Source organism: Streptomyces sp. NBC_00461 (assembly GCF_036013935.1).
In the GTDB taxonomy this organism is placed as follows: domain Bacteria; phylum Actinomycetota; class Actinomycetes; order Streptomycetales; family Streptomycetaceae; genus Streptomyces.
In genome coordinates this window covers 1,027,838-1,053,569 of record NZ_CP107902.1, presented here as the reverse complement: position 1 = coordinate 1,053,569, position 25,732 = coordinate 1,027,838, and the positions used below count along the sequence as shown (strand labels likewise).

The window sequence follows — 25,732 nt, the reverse complement described above, 5'->3', positions numbered from 1 at the left end:
GACTGTTTTCGCCGGGCGGGAACGGTGACGGTCACCGCGGCTGCCGCAGCCGAGGCCGCAGAGCCGCAGTGGAGCGTCCCTTGATGGCGGACCACCACACACCGGCGCCGTAGGCGAGGTCGTCGAGGCGGCGTGCGACGCCGTACCTCAGGGGATCCAGAGCGGCGCCCTGGTGCAGGTATTCCAGAGCGACGTCGGCGACCGCGGCCAGCGCGGTGGCCCGGCGTGCCCGGTGGGAGATCGTGCAGCCGGCCACCGTGAGGGGCCACCAGTGCCGGGTCAGCAGCGCGGACGTCTGGGCGAGCGCGCCGAGCGCGCCCATGGCCGTCAGTGAGCAGGCCAGCCGTACCGGGTGCTCCGTGCCGTCCAGTTTCCGGCAGACGCGCAGGACGGTCGTCGCGCCGACGGCGCCGGCCACCGGGAGCGACCAACGGCGCTGGGCGACAAGGGCGAGGACGAAGGCGCCGCTCCAGGGGGCGAGGACCGCGGGCGCGATGAACTCGGGGTGTCGTTCGGCGAGCGGGTGCGCTCCCGTCCCGTAGGCGGCCTTGCGTCGAAACCAGTCCCCGAGGCGGCCGCGGTGCTCGTGGGCGGCATAGACCGAGGGCTCGTAGCGCACCCGCCACCCGCTCTTGATGGCGCGCCAGCCGATGTCGACGTCCTCGCCGATTCTCAGCCGCTCGTCGAAGCCCTCGCCCAGGGCGTCGACGCGTGCGACGGCGCAGGCCGTGGAGGCCCAGGAGACGGGTGTCCCGGGGCGTACCAGGGCGGGACGGCTGCCCAGGTCGAGTGAGGAGCGTGTGCGCTCGTACCGTCCGATCCAGGTCTCGGAGCCGGGTGTTTCGAGAGCGGTCACGCGGGGGACGGCCAGGGCGACCCGCGGGTCGCAGAAGTGCCGCAGCAGTGTCGGGACAGTGTCCTTGGGCAGGACGACGTCGGAGTCGACGAAGACCACATACGGCGTGCCGACCAGGCGAAGGCCTGCGTTACGGGCTCCGGCGGGACCGACGTTGACCCTCAGGGGGACGAAGCGCGCGCCATGCCGTGCGGCGGCCGCCTCGACCGGAGCGCGGTGAGTCGACGCGTCGTCGACCACGATCACCGGGGTGTCCGGCCCGATGCTCGCCAGCAGGCGGTCGAGCTCGCGCGGGCGGTCGCGGACGGGGACGACGACCGTGTACCGGGGGTCGTCGGGCAGGGGCAGGGCGCGGACGACCGGGTGCGCCAGCCCCGCCTCCAGGAGCCGGTCCGCCAGGAGGGCGCCCGCCCGGTCCCGTACGTGGACCATACGACCGGTCAGCAGTGGACGTGCCCGCCGGGTCAGGCGCAGCAGCCGCAGGGGGGAACCACCGAGGAGGGTGCGGCCGCCGTCCAGGACGCGGGTGTCACGATCGAGCGCCACGACGAATCCGAGGGGCAGCGTCATCTCCCTGCCGCCTTCGTGCCAGGTCGGTCCCGTGCCGCGGGGTCCAGGAGGCGGCCGCGCTCGTCCGTCGGTGCGGCGGTGATCTGGCCGACGAGCCGGGACACCATGGTCCGCACATGCCGGCGGCCCTCCTCGGCCGAGGCGCCGGCCGGATTACCGAGCACACCCGACGGCGAGACGGCTTTGACGCCGTGGGCCGTCAGCAGAGGCATCAGGACATCCAGCGGGCGGGTGTCGCCGGCGACGGCCTCGAGGATCCGTACCTCCTCAGGGGCGAGATACAGCATGAGCGAGGTCTCGGTCCGGCCGGCGTGCGCGTCGCCTCCCGTGATGCCGCACCCGGCCCAGGCGACGGCGTGCCCCTCGGCGCGCAGGGCGCCGAGGGCTGCGTCCAGGGTGGCGGTGTTGCCGCCGTGGCCGTTGACGAAGACGACGCGCCCGGCCCACAGCGACAGGGAGCGCACGGTTTCGACGATCACGGCGTGCAGGGCCTCGTGTCCGAGGGAGACGGTGCCGGGGAAGCCGGCGTGCTCGCCGCTGGCGCCGTAGGCGAGCGTGGGCGCCACCAGGGGCGGCGGGGTGAGACGGGCGGAGAGTTCCTCGGCGGCACGGCCGGCTACGGACTCGGCGATGACGCTGTCGGTGTTCAGCGGCAGATGCGGCCCGTGCTGCTCGGTCGAGCCGATCGGCACCAGGACCAGGCTCTTGGCGGAAACGGTGGGCCAGGCCCGGTGCGCGAGCCGGTCGTGCCGTGCCGTCGTCATCCGGCGACCGGGGCGGGGGCACTCGTGCCGCCGAGGGTCAGGGCGAACCCGGGAGGAATCACCAGGTCGTCGGGGGACAGCTCGTGGACGGACGAGCGGCCCAGACCCAGCACTGCGGAGTCGAGGCCGCCGCGCAGGATGTCCAGCACGTTCTCGACACCGGCCTGGCCGTTCGCCGCCAGGCCCCACAGGTACGCGCGCCCGATCAGGACGGCCCGGGCGCCGAGCGCCAGTGCCTTGGCCACGTCGCTGCCGCGCCGGACGCCGCCGTCGAGCAGGACTTCGATGTCATCGCCGACGGCGTCCACGACGGAGGGGAGCACCCGGACGGTGGCGGGGGTGGTGTCGAGGTTGTTGCCGCCGTGGTTGGACACCGAGATCGCCGTCACCCCGGCGTCGACGGCCCGTTTGGCGTCGTCCACCCGGGTCACGCCCTTGAGCAGGAAGGGCCCGCCCCACTCCTTGCGGAGCCAGGCGACGTCCTCCCAGGTGGGCGGGGTGGTCTGCATCCACTCGCCGTAGGCGCCGAAGAAGGTGGGTGCTTCGCCGCGCGGGGGGCGGAGGTTGGGGACCGTGAGGTCGGGAAGCCGGCCGGAGCGCAGATACGTCCACAGCCACCGGGGGCGGGGCAGCACGTCGGGAGCGAACTTCGCCATGGTCCTCACGTCGAGCTTGTCGGGGATTTGCGGGCTTCCCCAGTCGCGGCCGTGGGAGAAGGACCAGTCGAGGGTGGCGATGAGCGCTTTGGCGCCCGCGGACCTGGCCCTGTCCATACGCTGCACCATGCTGTCCCGGGTGCCGCTCCAGTACAGCTGGAAGAAGGTGTCGGTGTTGGCCTGGACGACCTCCTCCACCGGTTTGCTCGCGAAGGAGCTCAGCCCCATGATGACGCCCCGGTTCGCCGCGGCCCGCGCCACGGCGACCTCTCCTTCCGGGTGCACGGCCTGCACACCGGTGGGAGAGATCAGCACGGGGAACGCCGTCTCGACGCCGAGGACGGTCGTGGTCAGGTCGCGTTCGGCATGGTGGCCCACGACGTGCGGGGCGAAGCCGAGGTCGACGAAGGCCGCGGCGTTGTCGTCGATCGTACGGCCGCGCTCGGAGCCGGCGACGAGTGCTCCGTAGACGCTGCTGGGCAGGCGTTTTTTCGCCCGGCGCTGGGCCTCGGCGACCGTCTCGAACCAGGGGTTGTGGGGCATGCGTCAACTCTTCTCGTGCTGGGGTGACGGAGTCTGGGCGAGCCGCAGCCCGGCCAAGGGGTCCTGGGCGCAGTCGCTGACGGGAGGGCGTTCCAGGTCCGCGCGGCGGGCCGGCAGCGGCAGGTCGACCGGCCGTCGCCGGGAGTGGTCCTGGGAGGGGCGCGGCAGGAGGGCCCGGTCCGCCGGGCGTTCGGCCAGCAGATCCTCGCCGTAGCCCTGGACGCATTCGGGGTCGGGGCCGTCCAGCGGCAGCCCGGTGAAGAACTTGGCGGCCATGCAGCCGCCCTTGCACGTGTCGTAGAACCCGCAGGAGGCGCAGGCTCCGCCGGTCTGAGGCGAACGCAGGTCGCGGAACAGCGCGGACTCCCGCCACACCTCGGTGAAGCCGCCGGGATCGCGCACGTTCCCGGCGAGGAACTCGTCGTGGATCGCGAAGGGGCACGCGTACACGTCCCCGACCGGGTCGACCAGGCACACCACCCGGCCGGCGCCGCACAGGTTGAGGCCGGGCAGTGCCTGACCGTAGGCGGACAGGTGGAAGAACGAGTCACCGGTCAGCACCGACTCGCCGTGTGCCAGCAGCCAGTCGTACAGCAGGCGCTGCTGCTCCCGGGACGGGCGCAGGTCGTCCCAGACATCGGCGCCGCGGCCGGACGGGCGCAGCCGGGTGAGCCGCAGCTGGGCGCCGTAGCGGTCGGCGAGTGCCTTGAAGGCGTCCAGCTGGGGGATGTTGTGCCGGGTGCACACGACGGAGAGCTTGAAGTTCTTCATCCCGGCCGCGGCGAGGTTCTCCATGGCCCGAAGCGCGGTGGCGTACGAACCGGCCCCGCGCACCGCGTCGTTGACCTCCGGGGTCGCCCCGTCGAGGGAGATCTGTACGTCGACGTAGTCGTTGCGGGCCAGCCGGCGGGCCGCCTCGGGGGTGATGCGGACGCCGTTGGTGGAGAACTTCACGCCGACGTGGTGGCTGGTGGCGTAGTCCAGGAGGTCCCAGAAGTCGGGGCGGACGGTGGGTTCGCCGCCGCCGATGTTGACGTAGAAGACCTGCATGGCCTCCAGCTCGTCGATGACGGCCTTCGCCTCGCTCGTGCTCAGCTCGCGCGGGTCGCGCCGTCCGGAGCTGGACAGGCAGTGCGCGCAGGACAGGTTGCAGGCGTAGGTGAGTTCCCAGGTCAGGCAGATCGGCGCGTCGAGGCCGTACTCGAACAGGTCGACCAGCCGGGTGCCGTGGGCGGGTAGTGCCGGTGAGGTCATGGGGCGGTCCTTTCGACGACCATGGACGACCGGGCCAGGGCGGTCAGGGCCGTGGTGAAGCGGGGGAGTTCGGCGGCGCCGACACCGGCTTGCGCGCAGGCGGCGCGGGCGGTGGGCACGTGCGGCAGGGCCCGCAGGACGGCGAGCAGGCGGAGGTCCTTGACGAACGACAGCCGGCGGGTGCCGAAGTGGTACAGCAGCGCGCCGAAGGGTTCCGGCCGCACGGAGACCTGCGGATGCAGGTCCCAGGCGCGGTCGATGTCCATGTCGGCGTTCACGGTGGGCACGCTGGTCCCCGTTCGCCTAGTAGACGCCGCACATGCCGTCGATCGAGACCTCCTCGATGAGGTCGTCCTCCTCGATCAGCGACTCGGGGGCCAAAACGTCCCCGGCGCCGGACTCGGCGTCGGCAACAGGGGCGGCCTGCGGGGGCAGGGAGTGGAGCGGGCTCATGCGAACCTCCTCGACGGCCGCGGCGATCCGGTCGACCGGACGGTCCCGGTGCCGCGGGTTCCTGTACCGTGAGGCTAATGGCACCCGGTGTCAAAACGGAAGGGTCGTGCGTCATGCCGAGGAACGGCCCTGGTCGGCGCCCCGATGTCGTCGTGGTGGGGGCCGGCGCCAGCGGTGCCGCGCTGGCGGCGCGGCTGAGCGAGGACCCCGGCCGCTCGGTACTGCTGCTGGAGGCCGGACCGGTGCCGCGTCAACTGTCGGACTTCCCACCGCAGTTGCTGGACGCCCGGCTCGTCCCCGGTGCGCAGGCGCAGTGCGCCGCGGTCTCGCACCACCCGGTCCGCCTCACCCCGGACCGGCCCTACTCGGTACCGCGGGGGCGGGTACTCGGCGGTTCCACCACCGTGAACGGAGGCTATTTCGTACGGGCCCGGCGCGAGGACTTCGCCCGCTGGGCGGCCGCGGGCGGGGCGGACTGGTCGTACGACCGCATGCTGCCGTTGCTTCGCGGCCTGGAGACCGACCTGGACCACGGCGCCGACGCCGTGCACGGAGACCGGGGACCGGTACGGATCCGGCGCACGGACCTGAGGCATCCGGCCGCCGCGGCGTTCTGTGACGCCGCCCGCGAACTGGGCCTGCCGCACGAGCCCGACAAGAACGCGCAGGACGTTCCGGGCTTCGGCCCGGTTCCCACGAACACGGTGGACGGTCTGCGGGTCAACACCGGCATCAGCCATCTCCTGGGCGCCCTCGGCCGGCCCAACCTCACGGTGACGGGCGACTGTCCGGTTCACCGGGTCGTCGTCCGCGAGGGCCGGGCGAGCGCAGTCGTCGTCGAACACGACGGTGGGTTCGAGGTACTGGAGGCCGGCGAGGTCGTGCTCTGCGCGGGAGCCTTCGCCTCCGCGCACCTGCTGCACCGGTCGGGAATCGGCCCGGGTGCGGCGCTGACGCGGGCGGGCATCCCCGTCGTGCTGGACGCCCCCGCGGTCGGAGCGCGGTTCAGCGATCACCCCCAGGTGGTGCTGGAGTGGGCGCCCCGCGGTGACCTGGCCGAACCCGTGGGATCCTGGCTCGGCGGTGCCCTGCACGTGTCCTCGTCCGACGGCGCGCACCCGGGCGACCTGGAGATCCTGCAGTCACTCGTCCCGATGGCCGGCCTGACCACCGGACGCACGAGCGTGGCGGGTGCCCCGCTGGCGTTCCTGGTCTCCGTACAGACGCCCCGCACGAGCGGCCGCCTGCGAACGAGGTCGGCGGACGCGGCGGACCCACTGGACATCGACTACGGCTATCTGCGCACGGCCGGCGACCGGCGCCGTATGCGTGAAGCCGTCCGCGTCACCGCGGCCCTGCTCGGTGCCGCGGCCTTCGGCGAGGTGGCGTCGGGCCTGGTGGACCCGGACGCCACGACCCTCGACGACGACCGTCGGCTCGACCACTGGATCCGGGCCGGGCTCAGCACGGCTCAGCACACGTGCGGAACGGTCCCCATGGGCCCGGCGGACGACGCCCGAGCGGCCGTCGACGGCTACGGCAGGCTGTACGGGCTGAGCGGGCTCCGGGTGGCGGACACCTCGATCCTGCCCACGGCTCCGCTGCGTGGCCCGGCGGCCACCGCGGTCCTCATCGGGGAGTTCGTGGCCCGTGCGATGCGGCACGGCCCGGACTGACGGGGGCGAGATCAGCAGGCGGCGTCGCGGGGCGGGGGAGGGGCCGTCCGCACCGTGCCGAGGCCCGCGCCCACCTGCTCGATGGTCCGGCCGAGCAGACGCGACAGTTCGGTTCCGGGCTCGCTCAGCCAGTGCTCGTACGCCGCCATGGCCGCCGCGAGGAGGGCGTAGCCGGCCAGCCGGGGCACCATGTCCGTCGGGGGCAGGCCCGTGCGTGCCGCGACGAACTCCGTGACGACGGCCCGCCACGAGGCATAGCGGAGGGTCGAATCCGCCTGCAGCGTGGGCACCCGCAGGATGAGCTCCATGCGCTGCCGGTGCCAGGGCACCTCCACGGGATCGAAGCTGTTGAACTCGACGACCGCCTCGCGGAGCGCGTCGACCAGCGGCGCGTCCGTGGAAGTCGCCGCCAGCAGCTCGCGCAGCCTGAGCAGGTGTTCCTCGAAGTCGCCCCAGACCAGGTCGTTCTTGGAGGAGAAGTAGCGGAAGAAGGTACGGCGGCCGATGCCCGCGGCCGCGGCGATGTCGTCCACCGTGGTGTCGTCGAAGCCCTGACGGGCGAACAGCTCGAACCCGATCCGCTCCAGCTCGGCCCTCGAGGTCACGCGCGGCCTTCCGGTCCTGGCCGGCTCGACCGTGACCGTCGCGTCGCCGGGCGGTGACTTCACGGGGACTCCTTCCGGGGAACGGGGCGGTACGGCCGACCCGGAGCGTCGACCACTCCGCCTTCGAACATATACCGGCCTTAGACCGGTGCCGCAGAGCTGGTCCTCTTCTGCCGGCCGAACTTGCCCGCCCGGTCAAGCTGATGGAGTCCTGCGGCGCAACTGCGTGTAGGTCACCGACTCCGGAGGCCGGCTGACGATAGACGGGGTCGCGACCGCTTCCGCGCCTACCGGCTCGGCCACCGAACTCGGCATCCGGGCCCACCGCAACCTCGCCCTGGACGTGACCAACACCGGCGTCGCCGTCGAGAACGGCGTCACCCGCATCGACGCCTCCCTCGACGGGCGGGGAATGGGTGCGGGAAACCGCCCGCCGAAGGCGTTGATCGCGGTCGCCGACCTCATGGGCTGGGACCACGGCTGCGCGACATGGGCCGGTCGGCATCGGACTGTCTCAGCCCCGCCTCGACGAGACCGCCTTACCCTTCAGTCACATATTGGTCACTCGTCCAAGACGCTGCGACACAATGAGCCTTTTCCAACCTCTTGCGCGGGTTGGGCAGTTGGTCTGTGAAGCCCCTGATAGATGGGCTTTCGACCAAGAGAACCGTCTCCACCAGAGGCTTCGCATGCTTGTTTACCCGTCCGGCGTCGACGTGTCCAGTTCTGCCCTCCGCTTACTCTCGGCCCGCCTGAGAACACACCGTCATGCTCTTGGCACCCGATGGCGGCGCCTGAGCGCGGGCCGACAGGCCCTGCTCACCCTCACCCATCTCCGCAACGTCCAGCCCTACGCCCAGCTCGCGGCCGGTTTCGGGATCGGCACGACCACCGTCTACCGGTACATCACAGAGGCCGTCGATCTCCTGGCTGCCCTCGCCCCCACACTCGCCGAAGCAGTACGGGCCGCGTCGATGAAGGCGTACCTGATCCTGGACGGGACACCTCTGCCGATCGACAGGATCGCCGCCGACCGGCCCTTCTGGGCGGGGTGGTTCGAGCGGTCGGAGGGGTGGCCGCGATGTCGATGGGTTCAGGTCCGGGGCGGACGATTCCGCCGTTGACGGTTCGGATGGCGCGGGCGAGCAATCCACGGGGCACAGTGGCCATGCGGGTGCGTGACCGGTTGGACGAGCTGTTCACCGATGAGCACTTCGCCGACTGGTATCCGGTTGACGGGCGGAGGGGGTTGTCGCCGGCTCGGCTGGCGATGGTGTCGGTGTTGCAGTACGCGGAGAACCTCACGGACCGGCAGGCCGCCGAGACGGTCCGCTGCCGGATGGACTGGAGGTACTGTCTGGGCCTCGAGCTGGACGATCCGGGCTTCGACCACTGCGTGCCCAGCGAGTTCCGGGACCGTATGGCCCAGGCTGACCGGGCGGATCGGCTGCTGGCCGTGATGGTCGACCACCTGGCGGCTGCGGGCCTGGTCAAGCGGCGTGGTGCGGTGCGCACGGATACCACTCATGTACTCGCGGCCATTAGGAAGCTGAGCCGGGCGGAGTTGGTCACCAAGACCTTGCATGCCGCTCTGGAGCAGCTGACTCTGGCGGATGAGGTCTGGCTGGCGTCATTGGTTACCGCGGATTGGGCGGACCGGTACGGACGTCCGGCCATCTACCATCGGCTGCCCAAGGGCAACGCGGCGCTGGAGGAGTACGTGCTGCAGGTCGGCGCGGACGGGATGCGGCTTCTGTCGGCTGTTTTCAGCGCTGAAGTCCCGCCGCGGCTGAGGGCGTTGCCGCAGGTGGAAATTCTGCGGCGAGTGTGGGTGCAGCAGTACTCGTTCGACAGTGCAGGGCGGCAGCGGTGGCGGGGACCGAAGTCCACCAAGGACCGGTTGAACAGGCGCGACATGCCACACAGAGCCGCTTCGCGGCCCGAGGCCACGGGAAGGCCCAACCCGGAGAAGGCCAGTGTCCCGTGGGCCAGCATGGAGATTATCTCTCCCTATGACGTCGAGGCTCACTACAGCCAGAAGCTGACCGCGTCGGGAAAGAAGGAGTGGATCGGCTATCGCGATCACCAGAGCGAAACCTGTGGCGATGGTCCGCACGTGATTGTGCAGGTCACCACCAGGCCGGCGCCCGAGCAGGACATCGACGCCCTCGAACAGATCCACCGGGACCTGGTCCGGCAGGGGTTCACGGTACATCACTCCTGAATCCATCGACCGGGCCGCCCGCACCCACGGGGTGGCACTGACCGGCCCGGTTCGGGCCGACCCGAGGGCTCGTGAGCACCCCGGCCTCACCAAGGCAGACTTCACCCCCGACTGGGACGCCCGCACCCTCACCTGCCCCCGTGGAGTGACCAGCCATCCCTGAAGGTGACCCGGGGTGACGGGCATGAACGGCTGTCCGTGTGCTGTTCCCAAGCCGGCCTGCCGGGCCTGCGAAGCCCGGCAGGCCGGTTTGGGCACCACCGACGACCGCGCTCGGCACATCATCTTGCTGCCCCAGCCCCTGCAGGAGATCCAGACACGGGTCCGACACGAACAAGACACCCTCCAGTGGCGGCAGCACTATGCGGTCCGGGCCGGCTGCGAAGCCACCGTCTCCGAAACCGTCCACGCCCACGGACTACGGCACTGCCGCTACCGAGGCATGGCCAAGACGCACGTCCAACACGTCCTGACCGCCGCCGGAACGAACATCATCCGGCTGAGCGGACACTTCCCGCCAGGCACCTCACCACCACGCCGGCCCCGTCCCGCCAGCCGATTCAAGCGACTCTGTCGAACCCTGACTAACCGAAGATCACCAACAGCATCCTGAAAGTGAGCCAGAGCCCTTCGCGTGACACGCCCCCGCCACCCCGACCCCGCTCGACCCGGACGATCAGCCGCTGGATCCTGACTCGTCCCGACCGGCTCCACGACGACGAACAGCGCCAGCTCAATGACGTTCGTGCGTGCTGCCTGGAACTCGACGCGCTCAGCCGTCACGTCGGCGCGTTCGCGTACCTGCTCGCCCGCCCGACCGATGCCACGGTCACCGACTGGATCACCGCGGTCCGCGCCGACGACCTCCCCGCGCTACGCACCTACGCGACCGGCCTCGAACGCGATGTGGACGCCGTCACCACCGGCCGGACCTTGCCCCGCAGGTCCGGTCCCGTCGAAGGTCACGTCAACCGCATCAAAATGATCAAAAGGCAGATGTACGGCCGCGCGAACTTCGACCTCCTCCGCAAACGCGCCCTCCTCACCACATGATCGACAATGGCGCCCGAAGAACGGCAGTGCCCGCACCCCACGGCCGACGAGTGGTCAGTAGGCCGCCGGGACCAGCACGCTGGTGTCCTCACCAGTCATCATCTTCGCGGGCAGCCCGGTGTCCCAGTAGTCCGTCCACCGGGTGATCATGCCGTCGCGGACAACGAAGGCGCCCATGACCGGCACGCCCCGCACACCGTCGGGGGTTCGGATCATGTCGAGGCGCTCGGTCAGGACGACGTCGCCGTCGACCGCCAAGTTGATCGTCTTGTACTCGTAGGAGTCGGGGAACGCCGCGAATTGGCCGGCGAGGTTCTCCAGCACGGCCGCGGCCCCAGTCGACGCGGGCATGCCGGTGTTCTGGTAGACAGCGTCCTCGGCGAGGAACGGCCGCAATAGCTCCGGGTCCCGCTTGGCCATCAGGTCGCAGAACTCACGGACGATACGAGACGGGTCACTCATGGCGTCACTCCTTCAGCACTCTCGGTCACATACAGACTGTATGTCTCTCATTCACCCTGTAGGTGGACTATACTGAGGTGGTGGACAGCGGTCAACGGACATCGGCAACCCGCAGCACCGTGAGAGCGGCACGGGTAGCTGAACGTGCGGAGACCACCCGCTCCGCCCTGGTCACGGCAGCCCGGCGGCTGTTCGTCGAGAAGGGCTACTTCGACACCAGCACCGAGGAACTCGTCGCGGCGGCCGGCGTCGGTACCCGAGGGGCGCTCTACCACCACTTCGCCGGCAAGAAGGCGCTGTTCCTCGCCGTCTTCGAGCAGGTCGAAGAAGACCTGCTCGCCGCCGCAGACACCACTAGCAGTAGCAGCGACGACGCCCTTGCCCGCCTCCGCCACGGCTTGCTGGGATTCCTCGACGCCTCCCTGCAACCCGAAGTGCAGCGCATCCTGCTCATCGACGGACCCGCCGTCCTCGGCTGGCGCGAATGGCGAGCGATCGAGGAACGCTACGGACTCGGCGCGATCCACGCCCTGCTCGAACTCGCGGTCACCGAAGGAACCCTGCCCGACCAGCCCCTCGATGTCCTCGCCCACATACTTCTCGCCGCCATTGACGAAGCAGCGCTCTTCATCGCCAGCGCCGACAACCCGGTCTCCGCCCGAGATCAAGCCGTCAGTGCCGTGGACCAGCTACTCGCAGGACTGGCAGTTACCCTGCGCTAAAGGCGCCGCAACCGTTCGCTGAGCAGGCCCGGGGCGCGGCGCCGGGATTGCTCCCGGTCCGTTTCTAATAAATATCCCCGGACCTCTCGCCGAACCCGCCGTGCCGTTGGGTAGGCCGCCAGCGAGGTGCCTGTGACCAGGCCCTTTTCCAACGGCCCCCCACCGAACCCACCGTGCTAGATTTCCCAGCAGTGGGCTCTCCAGTGCCTTTTCTTCTCATGAGTTCTGCCGCGAGTGGCTCGCACCGTAGTGAATGCCCTCGTGGCAGACGCGACAGACGACCAGGGTCTTTCGACGGCGCGCGGCCATCATCTGAGCCCAGGCGGGCTTGGCGACCCGCCCCCGGACGTTCAGGTCTTTCAGGTGCCGAATGTGGTGCACTTCGACACCGTCATGCGACCCACACATCTCACAGGTGTCGGCGAGCAGGCGCTTGACCACTTCATTGCGCGCGCTGTTCCACACCTGCGTCGGATGGTCGTCGAGACTGCCGATCCTGATCTTGTGCCGAAGTGAAACTCCGCCCCACTGCGCCACCAACGGCTTTCGCCCTTCGCCGCGTTCGACGGTGACCTGGAGTCCCCGACGGGGGCCCTGGTCGGTCTTCAGTACGGTCCGGTAGCGCTGATGAATCCTGGGAGACGCGGACGCGATACTTCCGCGCGAGCGTCTTGACCAGGGAGCGCTGCATCACGTACTTCAGCCGTCCTAAACGGTGAACGTTGAAAGCGAGTTGATAGTAGCCAGCAATCCCGCGGAACTCGGTCTGGTACTGGGCGACAATTGGGAAATCTAGCACGGTGGGTTCGGTGGGGGGCCGTTGGAAAAGAGCCTGGTCACAGGCACCTCGCTGGCGGCCTACCCAACCGCACGTACCGTTCGGGAAGGGGCCGTCGGAAAAGGACCTCCTTGGAGGCACCTCGCCGGCGGCCTACTTCACTACACGCGAACGCTCGATGATGCTTCGATATCGATACCCCCGGAGATGGGATGAACCGCTGGGGGGCAAGGCTGGCCGCTGCGAAGCGGCAGGCGGCGGCTGGTGACTAGCCTCGATCTTTCGCGCGCCCAGCAGGCTCGGAGGTCTTCGTGATGTAGTTGATCTTGAGTCGTAAGCTCGTTGTCGCCTGCCGGTGGGAGTCCGGTCCGGGTAGCTGCCAGGAGGCCCGGTAGCAGACTGGCGGCGTCGGGGAAACGCCCGGCGTCGAAGCCCAGTGTCGAAAGCCCTGTAAGGGGGAGCAAAGCAGCGGTCCGTAGCATCACGCGAAGTCTGCGGCGTCGTTAGAGGCCCGCCCCCTTGGGGTGGGGACAGGGAATGCCGAGCCCCCGAAATCAGGGCGAAGGCCATGGAAGCGGCGAATATCCTGGAGATGCAGCCGTGAAGGACTCCCCGGCGTATGGAGCATGGAACGTTGCGACGGTGACAGCGGGAACTGGGGAGGCCCTCCCCGGCCGGGCGGCCTGCGGACAGGTGCTGCCGGAAGCCGCGCGTCCTATAACCGGGTGATCCCCGGGAAGTGGGCGCGAGCCGGGTGGGCGTCGGAGGCGGCCGTAGTACCGCTATGAGCCGGCGGACAACACAACCGCTGGCCAGGGAAGGGCCGCTGCTTCGTCGATGTGCAGGTTGTCTGGAGGGGCTTGGTGAGTGCCGTTTCGGCTAGGAGTCGTCTTCAAATGTCACGCCCGCATCAGGAGCGATGCGAGGGTGACGGCTGCCTGGTAGGACTCGGCGGTCTTGTCGTAGCGGGTGGGTGCGCCACGAGAGCGTGGCGTCGTGGCTGCTCTACCTGATGCATGTCGGCAGCGAGGACCCGGACGTGGTCTGGATGTGCGAATGCTTCGCCGACGAGGTGGCCTTCGAGACGCACGCCGTGTCGCCGGTGCGCGCGGAGGTCACCAAGCGCCTCCGCGAATTCTGCGTCGCGGGGACGGAACGCGTACCGGCTCGGCCTGGTCGCCGGGAAGGGGCTCCCCGCGGCGCCTTGAGGCAACGACGCGTGCCGACGGTCAGGCGCCGCAGGCCCCGTTTCCGCCGAGGCTGGTCATGGCGCGGTACAGCTGCTCCCCGGTGAGCGGCGGTGCCGGCAGCGGGTGGGCGCGGTCGGTTCGGAAGCCGTCGAGCAGAAGGTAGAGGTGGCGGCGCCAGGCGTCCGGGGCGATGGCGTGGGTGGCCTCGGTGACGCGGCTGTGCGACCAGATGACGAAGGCAAGGTCCTCGGGGGTGAGGTCGGGGCGCAGGCTGCCCTGCTCCTGCGCACGCTCGACGATGTCTACACCGAGTTCGCGGATGCGGGTCTGGGCGCCCGCCAGGCAGGCGCTCTCCGGCAACCGCATGGAGGCCAGATCGTTGAACCCCCGGTCCTGTGACTGGAGTTCACACATGGTCTCCAGAAAATGGCACAGCCCTGCCCAGGCGTCATCCATGGTGACGGCCTTCTCGGCGGCCTCCCGCCAGGCGGCCAGCTTCCCGGCGAAGGTCGCCTGCACCAGGTCCAGCCGGGTGGGGAAGTGCCGGTACAGCGTGCCGATGGCCAGCCCGGCCCGCTTGGCCACCTGCTCCAGGGATGCCTCCAGGCCCTGCTCGGCGAAGCAGGAGCGGGCCGCGGTGAGCAGGACCTCGCGATTGCGCTGCGCGTCGCGCCGCAGGGGGCGGACAGGGGCCGGGTTCCCGGCGGAGGCGGACGGACGGTCGATGGCCATGCCACTCAGCCTACCAACCGGAGGGCAGCCTCATGTTCTCTGCTACGATCCAAGAACATGAGGCTACCCTCGACTTTCAGTCCTGACCGCTGTCGTGGCGGGAGGTGCCCCTCATCGATCCGACCCGTCCGACCACAGGAGCACCACCCATGCCCGTCATCGCCGTCATCGGGGCAGGCCCAGGCCTGGGCCTGTCCATCGCCCGCCGCTTCGGAAGGGAGGGTTTCCAGGTCGCCCTGGTCTCCCGGACCCAGGACAAGCTCGACGCGCTCGCCGCACGGCTCGCCGAGGACGGCATCGAGGCCGCAGGCTTCGCCGCGGACGTGACGCGTCCCGACTCGCTGCAGTCGGCGCTCGCCGCGGTCGCCGACCGGTTCGGGGCCGTCGACGTACTGGAGTACTCGCCCGCCGACCCCACGTTCGCCGGCGCCGCCGCCGTCGACGCCACGGCGCAGGACCTCCACAAGCAGCTCGACTACTACCTGTACGGAGCGGTTGCCGCGGTCCGTCAGGTGCTGCCCGCCATGCTCGAACGCGGCAGTGGCACCCTGCTGTTCTCCACGGGTGCCTCCTCGGTCCGGCCGATCGGCGGCGCGTTCGGCAGCATCGGCGTCGCGGCGGCGGCCCTGCGCAACTACGCCATGGCCCTGGGCATCGACCTCGCCGAGCACGGGGTGCACGCCGCGCACGTGGCGATCGGGGTGTTCATCGGCAGCGGTCCCGGCACCGAGCCCGAGACCATCGCCGAGCACTACTGGGACGCCTACACCAAGCGCGACCAGGCCGAGATCGTCCACACCGCCCCTGGCGGCATCAGATGAGCACCTCCGGCACACCCGCGGCGAACACGGCCGCGCCACCCTTGGTGAAGATCTTCCGAGCCGCCAACAAGGTCGTACGGCCGCTGCTCGCCTCCCGCTTCCACAAACCGCTGAGCGGACGCCTGATGCTGCTCACGTACAAGGGGCACAAAACGGGTCGCGAATTCACGGTCCCCATCGGCTACTTCGACTGGGATCCCGGCACGGTGCTCGCCATGTCCTCCCAGCTCGGCTGGATCCCCAGCATGCGCCAAGGGGCCACCGTCCGGCTGCGCATCCGGGGCCAGGACCACGACGCCGTCCCCATGGTCGTCGAGGACCCTGAGGAAGTCGCCGCCCTGCTGGGTGAGTTCGGCCGGCGCAAAGGACCCAAGGCCGCCAAGGGGCTGATGCTCGGCCTCCCAAGCGACCGGCAGCCCACCGACGACGAGCTGCGCACGGCCGCCGCGAAGACCCGCTTGGTCTGCTTCCGGATGGAGCCCGAGCGGCCGGGCCGGTAGCACTTGTGAAGCGCCGGTTGCACATCGCCCGGCCCGGGGAAAGCCCCCCCGGCTTCACTAACCCCGTCAAGTTCACCGACGGCAACCCCTACGGAACCTCGCACGTGACCGGTGCCCAGGGAGAGATCCCCGTCGACAGCACGGCCCGCGTCTCTGGCGCCTACCAGGGCAAGCGGATCGCCAACGTCGCCAGGACCCTCAAGGCCGGCCGCGCGGCGTGACGCTCACCCGGGCGGGGCCGGAAAAGAAGTCCCGGGCACCGTGCCACGAGGCGCGGGACCGGAAGTTCGCAACAAAGGAGTTTCTGACATGTCAGTTCCCCAGACACACACGGACCGAGTGGCCGTTGTCACCGGCGCCGGACGCGGCATCGGCCAGGCCATCGCCGTCGACCTCGCCGCACGCGGCGCGAGCGTCGTCGCGGTCGACCTCAACAGCCCCGAGGAAACCGTCGCCTTGCTCGCCGACAAAGGACACCCGGTGCTGGGTCTCACAGGCGACGTGTCCAATCCCGACCAGACCGCGGCCGTGGGCAAGGAGGTCGCCGACCGGTTCGGGCGGGCGGACATCCTGGTCAACAACGCCGGCATTTGCCCCTTCCTCGACATCGAGGAGCTGGACTACGACACCTGGCGGCGCGTCATCGCGGTCAACCTCGACTCGCAGTTCCTCATGGTCAAGGCCCTGCTGCCGACCGTGAAGAAGAGCGGCTGGGGCCGCATCGTCAACGTGACCTCCAACTCAATCGTCACCAACGCGCCCAGCATGTCCCACTATATGGCGAGCAAGATGGGCAACATCGGCTTCAGCCGCGGACTGGCCAACGACCTCGCCCCGTTCGGCATCACCGTCAACGCGGTCGGCGCGACCCTGACCATCACACCCGGCGTCCTGAATGCCCACCCGCAGGAAGCCCTCACGGCGGCCGCACAGTCCCAGGCCATCAAGCGCAACGGGCTGCCGGAAGACTTGACCGGCACCATTGCCTTCCTCACCAGCGACGACGCTGCCTTCGTGACTGGCCAGACCATCATGGCCGATGGCGGCTACGCCCGCTGATCCACGTTGAGCGGCCGTAGGCGCGCTGGTCGCAAGCGCCACCGGACCGAGGCGCGGCTGCGGATCGCGACCTGGATCACCGGCTTCTACAACGGCCGTCGGCTACACAGCGTGTGTGGATATCAGAGCCCGATCGACTACGAGCACGACCACCAGGCCAACTCCGCCTTGGAGCTGGCCGCTAAGAAGATCTCCACAGTTCGAGGGGATTGACATTGGCGCGGTGCGCGCGTATGACGTGATCCGGATGCTGTCGAGGGACGGGCGGCCGACCCCGCTGGGGGACGCGATCGCGCACTACGGGCGGATCGCCAAGTCCCTGCACATCCTGCGGCTGGCCGACGAGCCCGGCTACCGCCGCCAGATCAAGGCGCAGGCCAACCTCCAGGAGGGCCGCCACGCACTCGCCCGGAAGATCTTCCGCTGCCGCTCGGGGCAGCTCTACCAGCGCTACCAGGACGGTGTGGAGGACCAGCTCGGCGCGCTCGGCCTGGTCCTCAACGCCGTCGTCCTCTTCAACACGAGGTACATGGACGCCGCGGTGGACCAGCTGCGGGCGGACGGGTTCGACGTCCGCGACGAGGATGTCGCCCGCCTCTCGCCGTTCGTGCGACAGCACATCAACATGCTGGGCCGGTACTCGTTCAAGCTGCCCGAGCTGCCCGGCGGTATGCGCCCGCTGCGCGACAAGGACGCTGCCGACGACGAGTGACGTCGTACGGCGGCGCGTCGTGGTCGCCGCCATCTTGACCTAGGCGTCCGTGCTGGCCAGAGCCCCGGAGCTGGTTCCGCGAGTCGTCACACCGGCCGGGGCCGTTACGGCTTCGCGGACCCGCTCGGCGGCCCGTCGGCGGGCCCGGTACGCCTTCTGTCGGCAGGCGGGGCGGTCGTAGAGGGCGTCCCGGCGGTGGCCGCGACGGCGGCGTACCCCCGCGGTCGGTCAGCGGGCGGTGAGCCCGGTGAGCAGGAGGGCGAGCCATCGGGCGCGGGCGGTGGGTGGCTGGTCGGCGGGGAGGGTGGAGAGCATCAGGTACAGGTCGTCGAGGGTGAAGTCGGCGCGCAGACCGCCCTGGGCTTGTGCGGTGCGGATGAGTGGACCGAGAGCCTGGGTGACGCGGGTCTCCACCTCCTGCTTGGCGGGGTGGGCTGCGTGGTCGGCGCCGAGCGCGTACGCGGCTGCTTTGACGGCGCGGTTGTGGGCGACCGTGTCCATCACGCGGCTGAGGAAGCCGGTCAGCTCCGCCATGGCGGGTAAACCCTGGCTCGCGCGTTGCAGGCACTCTTCGGCGTCGTCGGCGAGTGTTTCGAACGAGGTGGCGACCACGGCTGTGACCAGGTCGCTCTTGTTCGGGAAGTGCTTGTACAGGGTGCCGACCGCGACGCCCGCAGCAGCGGCTATCTGCTCCATCGACACCTCGGGCCCGTGCTCGGTGATCTGCTCATGCGCCGCGGTCAGGATCCGGGCACGGTTGCGGGCCGCGTCGGCACGCAGCGGTCGGGGTGAGGTCATGGAGCCCTCCGGGACCATTTGACGAAAGATGAATGATGCTTCACCTTAGTTGCATGGCGATCACGACACGTGCCCTCGGGCACACCGACACGGACGTGACCATCCTCGGCTACGGCGCTATGGAACTGGGCGGGCTGCGCAGAGGGCCAGGGCTGACCGACGAGGACGCCGGCCGGCTGCTCAACGCGGTCCTCGACGGCGGCATCAACCTGATCGACACCTCGCCCGACTACGGCCGCAGCGAAGAGCTCATCGGCACGCACCTCGCCCACCGCAGGGACGAGTTCTTTCTCGCCTCCAAGTGCGGCTGCCCGATCGAGCCGCCCGCCGACACGCCGCCGCCCTACCCGCACGACTACAGCCAGGCGAACGTCCGCGCCGACGTCGAGCAGTCGCTGCGCCGGCTCCGGACCGATCGCCTCGACCTGGTCCAGGTGCACATGTCACCGAGCCGGGCCACGCTCGAAGAGAACCGCACCGTCGAGATGCTCAAGGAACTACAGGCCGAGGGCAAGGTCCGCTTCATCGGCATGTCGGGCATCCTGCCCAACCTGCCCGACCACCTCGCGATGAACGTCTTCGACGCTTTCCAGATCCCTTACTCGGCCGTGCAACGCGATCACGAGAACCTCATTACCGAGGCGGCGGACAAGGGCACCGGCACACTCATCCGCGGCGGGGCCGCCCGCGGCGCGGCGTCGCAGGAGAAGAACTGGACCGTCGGTCCGCTCGCCCAGCAGCCGGGTGTCGGCCAGCGCAACTGGGAGACGTCGGGCATCGAGGACCTCATCGACCAGGCAGGCATCGACAAGCAGGAGTTCATCCTCCGCTTCACGCTCAGCCACCCCGGCCTGTCCACCACGATCGTCGGCACCGCGAACCCGGCCCACCTGGCGGGCAACATCGCCATCGCGGAAAAGGGCCCGCTACCGTCCGACCTCTACGAGGAAGCCAAGAAGCGCCTCCCGATGGGGTAAAACCTACCGGTGTGAGCGAGTGGGTGCTGCACGTGGACATGGACCAGTTCCTCGCCGCCGTCGAGCAACTGCGTCACCCGGAGCTACGCGGGAAGCCAGTCGGGGTCGGTGGGGACGGCGACCCGACCAAGCGCGGCGTGGTGTCGACCGCGTCTTACGAGGCACGGGTACGTCGTCGTCGTTGCCCTCGTCCCGCTCCTGTTGGAACGCGGTACACCTCACCAGCCAGGCCGCCTGGGCCCTTGGCATCGGCGGCGCCGGACAGACTCGCGGCCGCACCCTGTACGCCGCGCTCGCCCGCCGCACCACAGTCACGGCCCGCACCACGATTCTCATCGCGCTCGGCTCACTGACCGCCGCCGTCTTCGCCGCAATACCCGGCCCGTACGGCCTGCTCATCGCCGTGTCGATCGTGGCCGGCATGGTCCGCGGCAACCTCACCCTCCTCCAGGCCACCGCCATCGCCGACCGTTGGGGCACCACCCACTACGGCCGCCTCTCCGGACTCCTCGCCGCGCCCGCCCACACAGCAGCAGCCCTCGCGCCGTTCGCCGGCGCTGCCCTGGCCGTGCCCCTCGGCGGCTACAGAGCGCTGTTCTTCCTCCTGGCCGCCGTCTCCGTAGCCGCCGCGCTCATCGCACCGTGGACAGCCATCGGCGTAGTACGCCGTCGATTCCCCCGGATCTGACGATCGCCGCATCCGTTGCAGGCACAGATGAACCCGCCCTCGTTTTGGTTTCCAACCCTGTGAGGACGCGCGGGTTCAGCGGTTGGGTCCTTCAGGATTCCGCGAACTCGCGCGCTTCACTGTTCGAGTTCCTCCCGGGCGTGCGCGGCGATGTACGAGTCGTCGCTCAGGCGCAGCCGGTCCGGGAACACCGCCGCGGAATGGGCGACGTAGCACCGTTCGCCGATCCCGCTGTCCTCGCCGACCGTCTGCTGCCGCGCCCGCTGGGCATGCCGCTGCTCCTCGCTCGCGGCCTCGGCGAACAGCCACGGACAGTGGTCGAAATGCCGTACGGACGCATCCTGTTGGTGATCCAGATCCATGAGCCGAACGGTAGGCAGCCAGACGCCCGCCGGGAAGGGGCCGTAGTGGGAAGCGCGATTGTCGGAGGCTCGCCGTACTCTCCGGCAGATGACACCGCACCGCATTGAACCCCGCACCCTCGAAGCCGCGGTGCGGGATGCGCGGCAGGCTCTCGCCGTGTACGACAACGCCCTGGAGCGGCTGCTGCACCCGCAGGCGGCGCTGAACCCGCCGTTGGCCGCCGAGGTGTGGGTCTTCGACAGCACGCTGACGCAGGTCCTGCTGGTGCGGCACCGCTGGCGGGAATGGGTGCCGCCCGGGGGCAAGGTGGACCCCGGTGAGACGCCGCGGGAAGCGGCGCGCCGGGAGCTGCTGGAGGAGACCGGCGTCCGGGCCGAGCTCCTTGAGCCGCCGGCGGCCGTCACGGTCCGCTCCTACCACCCCGACTGGTCGGCCACCGTGGGCGTGACCTTTGTCGAAGTCCTCGACCGGCGAACGAAGTTGACGCCCGAAGAGGGCCAGCCCGCGGCCTGGCTGCCGCTCGACCAGCCCTGGCAGGGCTGGTTCAGCGACGACCGGCTCCTGATGCGGCAATGCACGCACCGGCTGCGGCAACAGGGCCATGGACCGTGAGGATCTTGACGGCATAGGTTGGGCGCATGACGCAGGGGGAACAGCCCGCGACGCTGACCACGTCGTCGGGCGAGCGGACAGGCGCACGGACAAGGAGGCGCCTTGCCGCTCCGCGGAGGGAAGCGGCGAAGGGAGGACCGGCCCGGTCGTCCCTTCTGATGGCGCTGGCCACCGTCGTGTCACGCGCCACGGGGCTGATACGGCAGATCCTGCAGGCCGCGGCACTGGGCACGGGCCTGCTGGCCAGTACCTACAACACGGCGAACACGGTGCCGACGAGCCTGTACACACTGCTGGTCGGTGGCGCTCTCAACGCCGTCCTGGTGCCCCAGCTCGTCCGCGCGCGGACCACACATCCCGACGGCGGCCGGGCCTACGAGCAGCGCCTGGTGACCCTCGTGGTGTGCGTGCTCGGCGCGGGCACCGCGCTGGCCGTGTGGGCCACGCCGCAGATCGTCGGCCTGTACATCCAGGACACCCCCGGCAGGCACGAGGCCTTTCAACTCACCGTGGTGTTCGGGCGGTTCCTGCTGCCGCAGATCTTCTTCTACGGCCTGTTCGGCATCTACGGCCAAGTGCTCAACGCCCGCGAGAAGTTCGGCGCGATGATGTGGACCCCGGTCCTCAACAACGTCGTCCTCGTCGGCATGTTCGGCGCCTACCTGGGACTGATGACCGCCCCGCACCGGGTCGAGGACATCACCGTCGCCCAGGTGCGGCTTCTGGGCATCGGAACCACCGCGGGCATCGCCGTACAGGCCCTGGCTCTGATCCCGTTCGCCCGGGCCGCCGGATTCCGCTTCCGCCCCCGCTTCGACTGGCGCGGCACCGGTCTGGGCACCGGCATCCACGCGGCGAAGTGGACCCTGCTGTTCGTCCTGGCCAACCAGGTGGCCCTGACCGTGATCACCAACTACGCCAACGCCGCGGACGACCGGCTGCCGAATGCCGGCGTGGGCTACTCCGCCTACATCTATGCGCAGACCATCTGGATGCTGCCCCAGTCGATCGTCACGGTGTCCCTGGTGACCGCGCTGCTGCCCCGTATGAGCAGGGCCGCCGCCGAGGGCCGGGTCGCGGACCTGCGCGCCGATCTGTCCCGCGCCTTGCGCGTCAGCGGTGTCGTCATCGTGCCCGCGGCCTTCCTCTTCCTCGCGCTGGGCCCGCAGATCGCCGTGCTGCTGTTCGCCCACGGGGCCGCCAACCCGACCACCGCGCAGCCGATCGGGCACATGCTGCAGGCGTTCGGGCTCGGCCTGATCCCGTTCTCCGCGCAGTACCTGCTGCTGCGCGGCTTCTACGCCTTCGAGGACACCCGCACCCCGTTCTTCATGGCCGTCTGGATCGCCGCGGTCAACATCGCCCTGGCCACCGCCTGCCATGTGCTGCTGCCCGTCCGCTGGTCCGTGACCGGCATGGCCGGCGCCTACACCCTCTCCTACCTGGCCGGCCTGGCGCTCACCGCACGGCTGCTGCGCCACAGGACCGGCGCCCGCCTCGACGACGGAGCGCTGCGCCGGACGTATCTGAAACTGCTGTCGGCCGCCGCTCTGGCCGCGACCGTGGGCTGGGCCACCGCACACGCCTGCGCCGGCCTCCTGGGCAGTGGCACCTGGGCCGTCGCGGCCGCCCTGGGCGCAGGAACACTCGCGCTGGCTCTGGCGTATCTCGTCCTGGCCCGCCTGCTGAAGATCGGAGAACTGAGCCGCCTTCCCGGACTGTGATGACGCCTGGCCCCTGGATCAGCCATGACCCGTGGCCGGTTTACCGGGCCCGCTGCGGGCTACGCGGGCGACGTGCCCGAGCTCGCCGATCCATGACCTGGGAGGAACCATGACCCGGAAAGTACGCGACGTGATGTCGTCCGGTGCGGCCGCCGTCGAGCCCATGACCACGGTGGCTCGCGCGGCCCGCGTGATGCGTGAGCAGGACGTCGGAGACGTGCTGGTGGCCTACGACGTCGATCTGTTCGGCGTGCTCACCGACCGTGACATCGTGATCCGGGCTCTCGCCGAGGGCCGCGACCCGGCCGTGACGACCGTCGGATCCGTGTGCACGCCACCGCCCGTGGCGACCCTGACGCCCGACGACACGACCGACCGGGCGATCGAGCTGATGCGCCGGCACGCCGTGCGCCGCCTCCCGGTCGTGGAGCACGGCGGCTGTCCGGTCGGTGTGATCAGCCTCGGCGACCTGGCTGCTACGGAGAACCCGCACCCCGTGCTGACGGACATCGGCAAGGCGGCACCGAACCACTGAAGGGGTCTACGGGTCTACGGGTCCACGGGTCCACGGGTCCACGGGATCAACAGCCCCGGGGCGTCGACCGGCGCGTGAGGGGTACGCGGGGCACCGGAGGAGGGGGCCGTCTCCGTGGGAAGGAGTGGCGACCGCGATGCAGTTCCATGACCGCGGGCAGGCCGGGCGGGAACTGGCCGAGCGGCTGCGGATCCAGCAGGAGAAGGGCGCCCTGCCCGACCCCCTCGTCCTGGCGCTGCCCCGCGGAGGCGTCGCCGTGGCCCACGAGGTGGCGCGGGTGCTCGACGCCCCGCTCGACGTGCTGGTCGTACGGAAGATCGGTGTTCCGGACCACGAGGAGTTCGGCGTCGGCGCGATCGTGGGTGACGAGGATCCGCTCTTCGACCGGCGCACCCTCGACTACCTGGGCCTCAGCGAGTCGTCGCTCGCCCCCGTGGTGAAGAGGGAACGCGAGGAGCTCCGCCGCCGCGAACGCCTCTACCGGCAGGGCCGTCCCGCACCCGACCTGAGCGGCCGGACCGTGATCGTCGTGGACGACGGGCTGGCGACCGGTTCGACGGCCCGCGCAGCCCTGCGCTGTGTACGGCGTCAGTCGCCCAGTCGCCTGGTACTGGCCGTGCCGGTCGGCTCACCGGAGGCGGCGGAAGGGATGAGCGCGGAGGCCGACGAGGTGCTCTGCCCGCACCGGCCGCCCGGCTTCACATCCGTGGGCCTGTGCTACGAGGAGTTCGGGCAGCTGACGGACGAGGACGTGCTCGCAGCCCTGCGCATGACGGCCGAACACCGAAGTGCCTGACCTGACGGAAACGTCGATGGGGACGCACCACCGGAAAGTGGCGCATCCCCTTCGACGATCACTTCGTGCCGTGCGGCTCAGGACTCAGTCCGTGCCGGACTCCATCGCGGCGCGGTCCAGCAGCGCGTCCGCCTCGGACACCTCGCCGCGGGAGGCGATCGCCTCGGCGCCGCCCTCCGGCAGCTCCGGCATGGTGCCGATCAGACCGGTCGCGGCCGCCTGCGAGGCGCCGATGGTGGGGCTGCCGGTGCCGATCAGGCCGAGGCCGACGTACTGCTCAAGCTTGGCGCGGGAGTCGGCGATGTCCAGGTTGCGCATGGTGAGCTGGCCGATCCGGTCCACCGGGCCGAAGGCGGAGTCCTCGGTCCGCTCCATCGACAGCTTGTCCGGGTGGTAGCTGAACGCCGGGCCCGTGGTGTCGAGGAGCGAGTAGTCCTCACCGCGCCGCAGCCGCAGGGTCACCTCGCCGGTGACGGCGGCGCCGACCCAGCGCTGCAGCGACTCACGGATCATCAGCGCCTGCGGGTCCAGCCAGCGGCCCTCGTACATGAGGCGGCCAAGGCGGCGTCCCTCGTTGTGGTACTGGGCGAGGGTGTCCTCGTTGTGGATGGCGTTGACGAGGCGCTCGTACGCGTTGTGCAGCAGGGCCATGCCGGGCGCCTCGTAGATGCCGCGGCTCTTGGCCTCGATGATCCGGTTCTCGATCTGGTCGGACATGCCCAGGCCGTGGCGGCCGCCGATGGCGTTGGCCTCCATCACCAGGTCGACGGCGGAGGCGAACTCCTTGCCGTTGATCGTCACCGGGCGGCCCTGGTCGAAGCCGATCGTCACGTCCTCCGTGATGATCTCGACCTCGGGGTCCCAGAACCGCACGCCCATGATCGGCTCAACGGTCTCGACGCCCGTGTCGAGGTGCTCCAGGGTCTTGGCCTCGTGGGTGGCCCCCCAGATGTTGGCGTCGGTGGAGTACGCCTTCTCCGTGCTGTCGCGGTAGGGCAGGCCGTGCGTGAGCAGCCACTCCGACATTTCCTTGCGGCCGCCCAGCTCGGTCACGAAGTTCGCGTCCAGCCAGGGCTTGTAGATGCGCAGGTGCGGGTTGGCGAGCAGGCCGTAGCGGTAGAACCGCTCGATGTCGTTGCCCTTGAAGGTCGAGCCGTCGCCCCAGATCTGGACGTCGTCCTCGAGCATCGCCCGCACCAGCAGCGTGCCGGTGACGGCGCGGCCGAGGGGAGTGGTGTTGAAGTAGGCGCGCCCGCCCGAGCGGATGTGGAACGCCCCGCAGGTGAGCGCCGCCAGGCCCTCCTCGACCAGTGCCGCACGGCAGTCGACCAGGCGGGCGATCTCGGCACCGTAGGTCTTCGCACGACCGGGCACCGAGGCGATGTCGGGCTCGTCGTACTGACCGATGTCGGCGGTGTAGGTGCACGGGACGGCGCCCTTGTCGCGCATCCATGCGACCGCGACGGAGGTGTCGAGACCGCCGGAGAAGGCGATGCCGACGCGTTCGCCGGCGGGAAGGGAGGTGAGGACCTTGGACATAGGAAGAGTATGCATCATCTCGCATGGTCATGCAAAGAGGGTTCCGTCAGGGTTCCTCTCCCCGAGGTGC

Annotated in this window: 28 protein-coding genes and 5 pseudogenes; 19 read left to right on the top strand and 14 right to left on the bottom strand. The window is 70.0% G+C overall.

Features of this window, described 5'->3' with window-relative positions; all coding sequences use genetic code 11:
- Positions 1-31: 31 nt before the first annotated feature.
- Genes mftF through mftA form a run of 6 tightly spaced genes read right to left on the bottom strand, consistent with a single transcriptional unit; the run spans position 32 to position 5,096 of the window.
- Positions 32-1,426 carry a mycofactocin biosynthesis glycosyltransferase MftF gene (mftF, locus tag OG870_RS05165; RefSeq protein ID WP_327690658.1) on the bottom strand — a complete coding sequence of 465 codons (1,395 nt, stop codon included), beginning with the start codon at positions 1,424-1,426 and terminating at the stop codon, positions 32-34.
- Positions 1,423-2,190: a mycofactocin biosynthesis peptidyl-dipeptidase MftE gene (gene mftE / locus OG870_RS05160; protein ID WP_266586858.1), complete on the bottom strand. Its 768-nt coding sequence runs from the start codon at positions 2,188-2,190 to the stop codon at positions 1,423-1,425. The genes mftF and mftE overlap by 4 nt, the downstream gene beginning before the upstream one ends.
- Positions 2,187-3,389 carry a pre-mycofactocin synthase MftD gene (gene mftD, locus OG870_RS05155; protein ID WP_266531798.1) on the bottom strand — a complete coding sequence of 401 codons (1,203 nt, stop codon included), beginning with the start codon at positions 3,387-3,389 and terminating at the stop codon, positions 2,187-2,189. The genes mftE and mftD overlap by 4 nt, the downstream gene beginning before the upstream one ends.
- Positions 3,390-3,392: 3 nt before the next feature.
- The gene (mftC, locus tag OG870_RS05150; protein ID WP_266586860.1) at positions 3,393-4,643 is read right to left on the bottom strand and encodes a mycofactocin radical SAM maturase; all 1,251 of its coding nucleotides are present in this window, start codon (positions 4,641-4,643) and stop codon (positions 3,393-3,395) included.
- On the bottom strand, positions 4,640-4,930 hold the full coding sequence (gene mftB / locus OG870_RS05145; protein ID WP_266586862.1) for a mycofactocin biosynthesis chaperone MftB: 291 nt from the start codon (positions 4,928-4,930) through the stop codon (positions 4,640-4,642). The genes mftC and mftB overlap by 4 nt, the downstream gene beginning before the upstream one ends.
- Positions 4,931-4,946: 16 nt before the next feature.
- Positions 4,947-5,096 carry a mycofactocin precursor MftA gene (mftA, locus tag OG870_RS05140; RefSeq protein WP_266586864.1) on the bottom strand — a complete coding sequence of 50 codons (150 nt, stop codon included), beginning with the start codon at positions 5,094-5,096 and terminating at the stop codon, positions 4,947-4,949.
- 113 nt (positions 5,097-5,209) lie between these two features.
- Here mftA and mftG point away from each other — a divergent pair, with 113 nt between their 5' ends.
- Positions 5,210-6,772, top strand: a complete 1,563-nt coding sequence (gene mftG / locus OG870_RS05135; RefSeq protein WP_266586866.1) for a mycofactocin dehydrogenase MftG — start codon at positions 5,210-5,212, stop codon at positions 6,770-6,772.
- A gap of 11 nt (positions 6,773-6,783) precedes the next feature.
- Here mftG and mftR read toward each other — a convergent pair whose 3' ends face one another.
- The gene (gene mftR, locus OG870_RS05130; RefSeq protein WP_266586868.1) at positions 6,784-7,440 is read right to left on the bottom strand and encodes a mycofactocin system transcriptional regulator; all 657 of its coding nucleotides are present in this window, start codon (positions 7,438-7,440) and stop codon (positions 6,784-6,786) included.
- Positions 7,441-7,720: 280 nt separating this feature from the next.
- On the opposite strand from mftR, the gene OG870_RS48075 reads away from it, so the two are divergent.
- The 5 genes and pseudogenes from OG870_RS48075 (at position 7,721) to OG870_RS05110 (ending at position 10,654) form a co-directional block, all read left to right on the top strand.
- Positions 7,721-8,011, top strand: a complete 291-nt coding sequence (locus OG870_RS48075; RefSeq protein WP_371649096.1) for a hypothetical protein — start codon at positions 7,721-7,723, stop codon at positions 8,009-8,011.
- A gap of 55 nt (positions 8,012-8,066) precedes the next feature.
- Positions 8,067-8,429 (top strand): annotated as a pseudogene (locus OG870_RS05120) (helix-turn-helix domain-containing protein); the annotation flags it as partial.
- A 134-nt stretch (positions 8,430-8,563) separates the two neighbouring features.
- Entirely contained in the window at positions 8,564-9,601 is a 1,038-nt protein-coding gene (locus OG870_RS05115) for a transposase (protein WP_266586870.1), read from the top strand.
- 184 nt (positions 9,602-9,785) lie between these two features.
- Positions 9,786-10,080 (top strand): annotated as a pseudogene (locus OG870_RS48070) (transposase); the annotation flags it as partial.
- A gap of 136 nt (positions 10,081-10,216) precedes the next feature.
- The gene (locus OG870_RS05110; RefSeq protein WP_327690657.1) at positions 10,217-10,654 is read left to right on the top strand and encodes a transposase; all 438 of its coding nucleotides are present in this window, start codon (positions 10,217-10,219) and stop codon (positions 10,652-10,654) included.
- A gap of 54 nt (positions 10,655-10,708) precedes the next feature.
- Here the strand turns inward: OG870_RS05110 and OG870_RS05105 are convergent, their stop codons facing one another.
- Complete coding sequence (locus tag OG870_RS05105; protein WP_266586874.1) at positions 10,709-11,116, bottom strand: nuclear transport factor 2 family protein; 408 nt, start codon at positions 11,114-11,116, stop codon at positions 10,709-10,711.
- 119 nt (positions 11,117-11,235) lie between these two features.
- Between OG870_RS05105 and OG870_RS05100 the strand changes: the two genes are divergently transcribed.
- Entirely contained in the window at positions 11,236-11,838 is a 603-nt protein-coding gene (locus OG870_RS05100) for a TetR/AcrR family transcriptional regulator (protein ID WP_266586880.1), read from the top strand.
- 216 nt (positions 11,839-12,054) lie between these two features.
- Here OG870_RS05100 and OG870_RS05095 read toward each other — a convergent pair whose 3' ends face one another.
- From OG870_RS05095 to OG870_RS05090, 3 genes are all read right to left on the bottom strand, one after another.
- The gene (locus OG870_RS05095) at positions 12,055-12,375 is read right to left on the bottom strand and encodes an HNH endonuclease (protein ID WP_327692293.1); all 321 of its coding nucleotides are present in this window, start codon (positions 12,373-12,375) and stop codon (positions 12,055-12,057) included.
- Complete coding sequence (locus OG870_RS48065; protein ID WP_443063425.1) at positions 12,281-12,637, bottom strand: group II intron reverse transcriptase/maturase; 357 nt, start codon at positions 12,635-12,637, stop codon at positions 12,281-12,283. The genes OG870_RS05095 and OG870_RS48065 overlap by 95 nt, the downstream gene beginning before the upstream one ends.
- A gap of 1,208 nt (positions 12,638-13,845) precedes the next feature.
- Complete coding sequence (locus OG870_RS05090) at positions 13,846-14,538, bottom strand: TetR/AcrR family transcriptional regulator (RefSeq protein WP_327690656.1); 693 nt, start codon at positions 14,536-14,538, stop codon at positions 13,846-13,848.
- 149 nt (positions 14,539-14,687) lie between these two features.
- Between OG870_RS05090 and OG870_RS05085 the strand changes: the two genes are divergently transcribed.
- From OG870_RS05085 to OG870_RS05060, 5 genes and pseudogenes are all read left to right on the top strand, one after another.
- Positions 14,688-15,359, top strand: a complete 672-nt coding sequence (locus tag OG870_RS05085) for an SDR family NAD(P)-dependent oxidoreductase (RefSeq protein WP_266592217.1) — start codon at positions 14,688-14,690, stop codon at positions 15,357-15,359.
- Complete coding sequence (locus OG870_RS05080; RefSeq protein ID WP_266592219.1) at positions 15,356-15,859, top strand: hypothetical protein; 504 nt, start codon at positions 15,356-15,358, stop codon at positions 15,857-15,859. Before OG870_RS05085 ends, OG870_RS05080 begins: the two co-directional genes overlap by 4 nt.
- A gap of 309 nt (positions 15,860-16,168) precedes the next feature.
- On the top strand, positions 16,169-16,918 hold the full coding sequence (locus OG870_RS05070) for an SDR family NAD(P)-dependent oxidoreductase (RefSeq protein WP_327690655.1): 750 nt from the start codon (positions 16,169-16,171) through the stop codon (positions 16,916-16,918).
- Between the two features lie 6 nt (positions 16,919-16,924).
- Entirely contained in the window at positions 16,925-17,131 is a 207-nt protein-coding gene (locus tag OG870_RS05065; protein ID WP_266592223.1) for a hypothetical protein, read from the top strand.
- A 4-nt stretch (positions 17,132-17,135) separates the two neighbouring features.
- Positions 17,136-17,630 (top strand): annotated as a pseudogene (locus OG870_RS05060) (Tn3 family transposase); the annotation flags it as partial.
- A 228-nt stretch (positions 17,631-17,858) separates the two neighbouring features.
- On the opposite strand, the gene OG870_RS05055 reads toward OG870_RS05060, so the two are convergent.
- Positions 17,859-18,428: a TetR/AcrR family transcriptional regulator gene (locus OG870_RS05055; RefSeq protein ID WP_266592225.1), complete on the bottom strand. Its 570-nt coding sequence runs from the start codon at positions 18,426-18,428 to the stop codon at positions 17,859-17,861.
- A 53-nt stretch (positions 18,429-18,481) separates the two neighbouring features.
- On the opposite strand from OG870_RS05055, the gene OG870_RS05050 reads away from it, so the two are divergent.
- From OG870_RS05050 to OG870_RS05040, 3 genes and pseudogenes are all read left to right on the top strand, one after another.
- Positions 18,482-19,405 carry an aldo/keto reductase gene (locus tag OG870_RS05050; RefSeq protein WP_266592227.1) on the top strand — a complete coding sequence of 308 codons (924 nt, stop codon included), beginning with the start codon at positions 18,482-18,484 and terminating at the stop codon, positions 19,403-19,405.
- A 38-nt stretch (positions 19,406-19,443) separates the two neighbouring features.
- Positions 19,444-19,560: pseudogene (locus tag OG870_RS05045) on the top strand (Y-family DNA polymerase); the annotation flags it as partial.
- A 13-nt stretch (positions 19,561-19,573) separates the two neighbouring features.
- Positions 19,574-20,093: pseudogene (locus OG870_RS05040) on the top strand (MFS transporter); the annotation flags it as partial.
- Between the two features lie 116 nt (positions 20,094-20,209).
- Here OG870_RS05040 and OG870_RS05035 read toward each other — a convergent pair.
- Positions 20,210-20,455 carry a hypothetical protein gene (locus OG870_RS05035; protein ID WP_266592229.1) on the bottom strand — a complete coding sequence of 82 codons (246 nt, stop codon included), beginning with the start codon at positions 20,453-20,455 and terminating at the stop codon, positions 20,210-20,212.
- A gap of 88 nt (positions 20,456-20,543) precedes the next feature.
- On the opposite strand from OG870_RS05035, the gene OG870_RS05030 reads away from it, so the two are divergent.
- From OG870_RS05030 to OG870_RS05015, 4 genes are all read left to right on the top strand, one after another.
- Complete coding sequence (locus OG870_RS05030) at positions 20,544-21,068, top strand: NUDIX hydrolase (RefSeq protein ID WP_266592231.1); 525 nt, start codon at positions 20,544-20,546, stop codon at positions 21,066-21,068.
- 26 nt (positions 21,069-21,094) lie between these two features.
- Positions 21,095-22,792, top strand: coding sequence for a murein biosynthesis integral membrane protein MurJ (murJ, locus tag OG870_RS05025; RefSeq protein ID WP_327690654.1), 1,698 nt, complete (start codon positions 21,095-21,097; stop codon positions 22,790-22,792).
- A 109-nt stretch (positions 22,793-22,901) separates the two neighbouring features.
- Positions 22,902-23,327, top strand: a complete 426-nt coding sequence (locus tag OG870_RS05020; RefSeq protein WP_266531096.1) for a CBS domain-containing protein — start codon at positions 22,902-22,904, stop codon at positions 23,325-23,327.
- Positions 23,328-23,463: 136 nt separating this feature from the next.
- Positions 23,464-24,123 carry a phosphoribosyltransferase gene (locus tag OG870_RS05015; RefSeq protein ID WP_266592235.1) on the top strand — a complete coding sequence of 220 codons (660 nt, stop codon included), beginning with the start codon at positions 23,464-23,466 and terminating at the stop codon, positions 24,121-24,123.
- 84 nt (positions 24,124-24,207) lie between these two features.
- Here OG870_RS05015 and argG read toward each other — a convergent pair whose 3' ends face one another.
- Positions 24,208-25,662: an argininosuccinate synthase gene (argG, locus tag OG870_RS05010; RefSeq protein ID WP_266592237.1), complete on the bottom strand. Its 1,455-nt coding sequence runs from the start codon at positions 25,660-25,662 to the stop codon at positions 24,208-24,210.
- Positions 25,663-25,732 lie beyond the last annotated feature (70 nt).

Excerpts from the sequence above, each read along its gene's own strand:
- argG (WP_266592237.1), bottom strand. The coding sequence starts at position 25,662 with ATGTCCAAGGTCCTCACCTCCCTTCCCGCCGGCGAACGCGTCGGCATC.
- OG870_RS05050 (WP_266592227.1), top strand. The coding sequence starts at position 18,482 with ATGGCGATCACGACACGTGCCCTCGGGCACACCGACACGGACGTGACC.
- OG870_RS05085 (WP_266592217.1), top strand. The coding sequence starts at position 14,688 with ATGCCCGTCATCGCCGTCATCGGGGCAGGCCCAGGCCTGGGCCTGTCC.
- OG870_RS05055 (WP_266592225.1), bottom strand. The coding sequence starts at position 18,428 with ATGACCTCACCCCGACCGCTGCGTGCCGACGCGGCCCGCAACCGTGCC.
- OG870_RS05070 (WP_327690655.1), top strand. The coding sequence starts at position 16,169 with ATGTCAGTTCCCCAGACACACACGGACCGAGTGGCCGTTGTCACCGGC.
- mftG (WP_266586866.1), top strand. The coding sequence starts at position 5,210 with ATGCCGAGGAACGGCCCTGGTCGGCGCCCCGATGTCGTCGTGGTGGGG.
- OG870_RS05030 (WP_266592231.1), top strand. The coding sequence starts at position 20,544 with ATGACACCGCACCGCATTGAACCCCGCACCCTCGAAGCCGCGGTGCGG.
- mftA (WP_266586864.1), bottom strand. The coding sequence starts at position 5,096 with ATGAGCCCGCTCCACTCCCTGCCCCCGCAGGCCGCCCCTGTTGCCGAC.
- mftD (WP_266531798.1), bottom strand. The coding sequence starts at position 3,389 with ATGCCCCACAACCCCTGGTTCGAGACGGTCGCCGAGGCCCAGCGCCGG.
- OG870_RS05105 (WP_266586874.1), bottom strand. The coding sequence starts at position 11,116 with ATGAGTGACCCGTCTCGTATCGTCCGTGAGTTCTGCGACCTGATGGCC.
- mftE (WP_266586858.1), bottom strand. The coding sequence starts at position 2,190 with ATGACGACGGCACGGCACGACCGGCTCGCGCACCGGGCCTGGCCCACC.
- OG870_RS05080 (WP_266592219.1), top strand. The coding sequence starts at position 15,356 with ATGAGCACCTCCGGCACACCCGCGGCGAACACGGCCGCGCCACCCTTG.
- OG870_RS05035 (WP_266592229.1), bottom strand. The coding sequence starts at position 20,455 with ATGGATCTGGATCACCAACAGGATGCGTCCGTACGGCATTTCGACCAC.
- OG870_RS05020 (WP_266531096.1), top strand. The coding sequence starts at position 22,902 with ATGACCCGGAAAGTACGCGACGTGATGTCGTCCGGTGCGGCCGCCGTC.
- murJ (WP_327690654.1), top strand. The coding sequence starts at position 21,095 with ATGACGCAGGGGGAACAGCCCGCGACGCTGACCACGTCGTCGGGCGAG.
- mftC (WP_266586860.1), bottom strand. The coding sequence starts at position 4,643 with ATGACCTCACCGGCACTACCCGCCCACGGCACCCGGCTGGTCGACCTG.
- mftF (WP_327690658.1), bottom strand. The coding sequence starts at position 1,426 with ATGACGCTGCCCCTCGGATTCGTCGTGGCGCTCGATCGTGACACCCGC.
- OG870_RS05015 (WP_266592235.1), top strand. The coding sequence starts at position 23,464 with ATGCAGTTCCATGACCGCGGGCAGGCCGGGCGGGAACTGGCCGAGCGG.
- OG870_RS05090 (WP_327690656.1), bottom strand. The coding sequence starts at position 14,538 with ATGGCCATCGACCGTCCGTCCGCCTCCGCCGGGAACCCGGCCCCTGTC.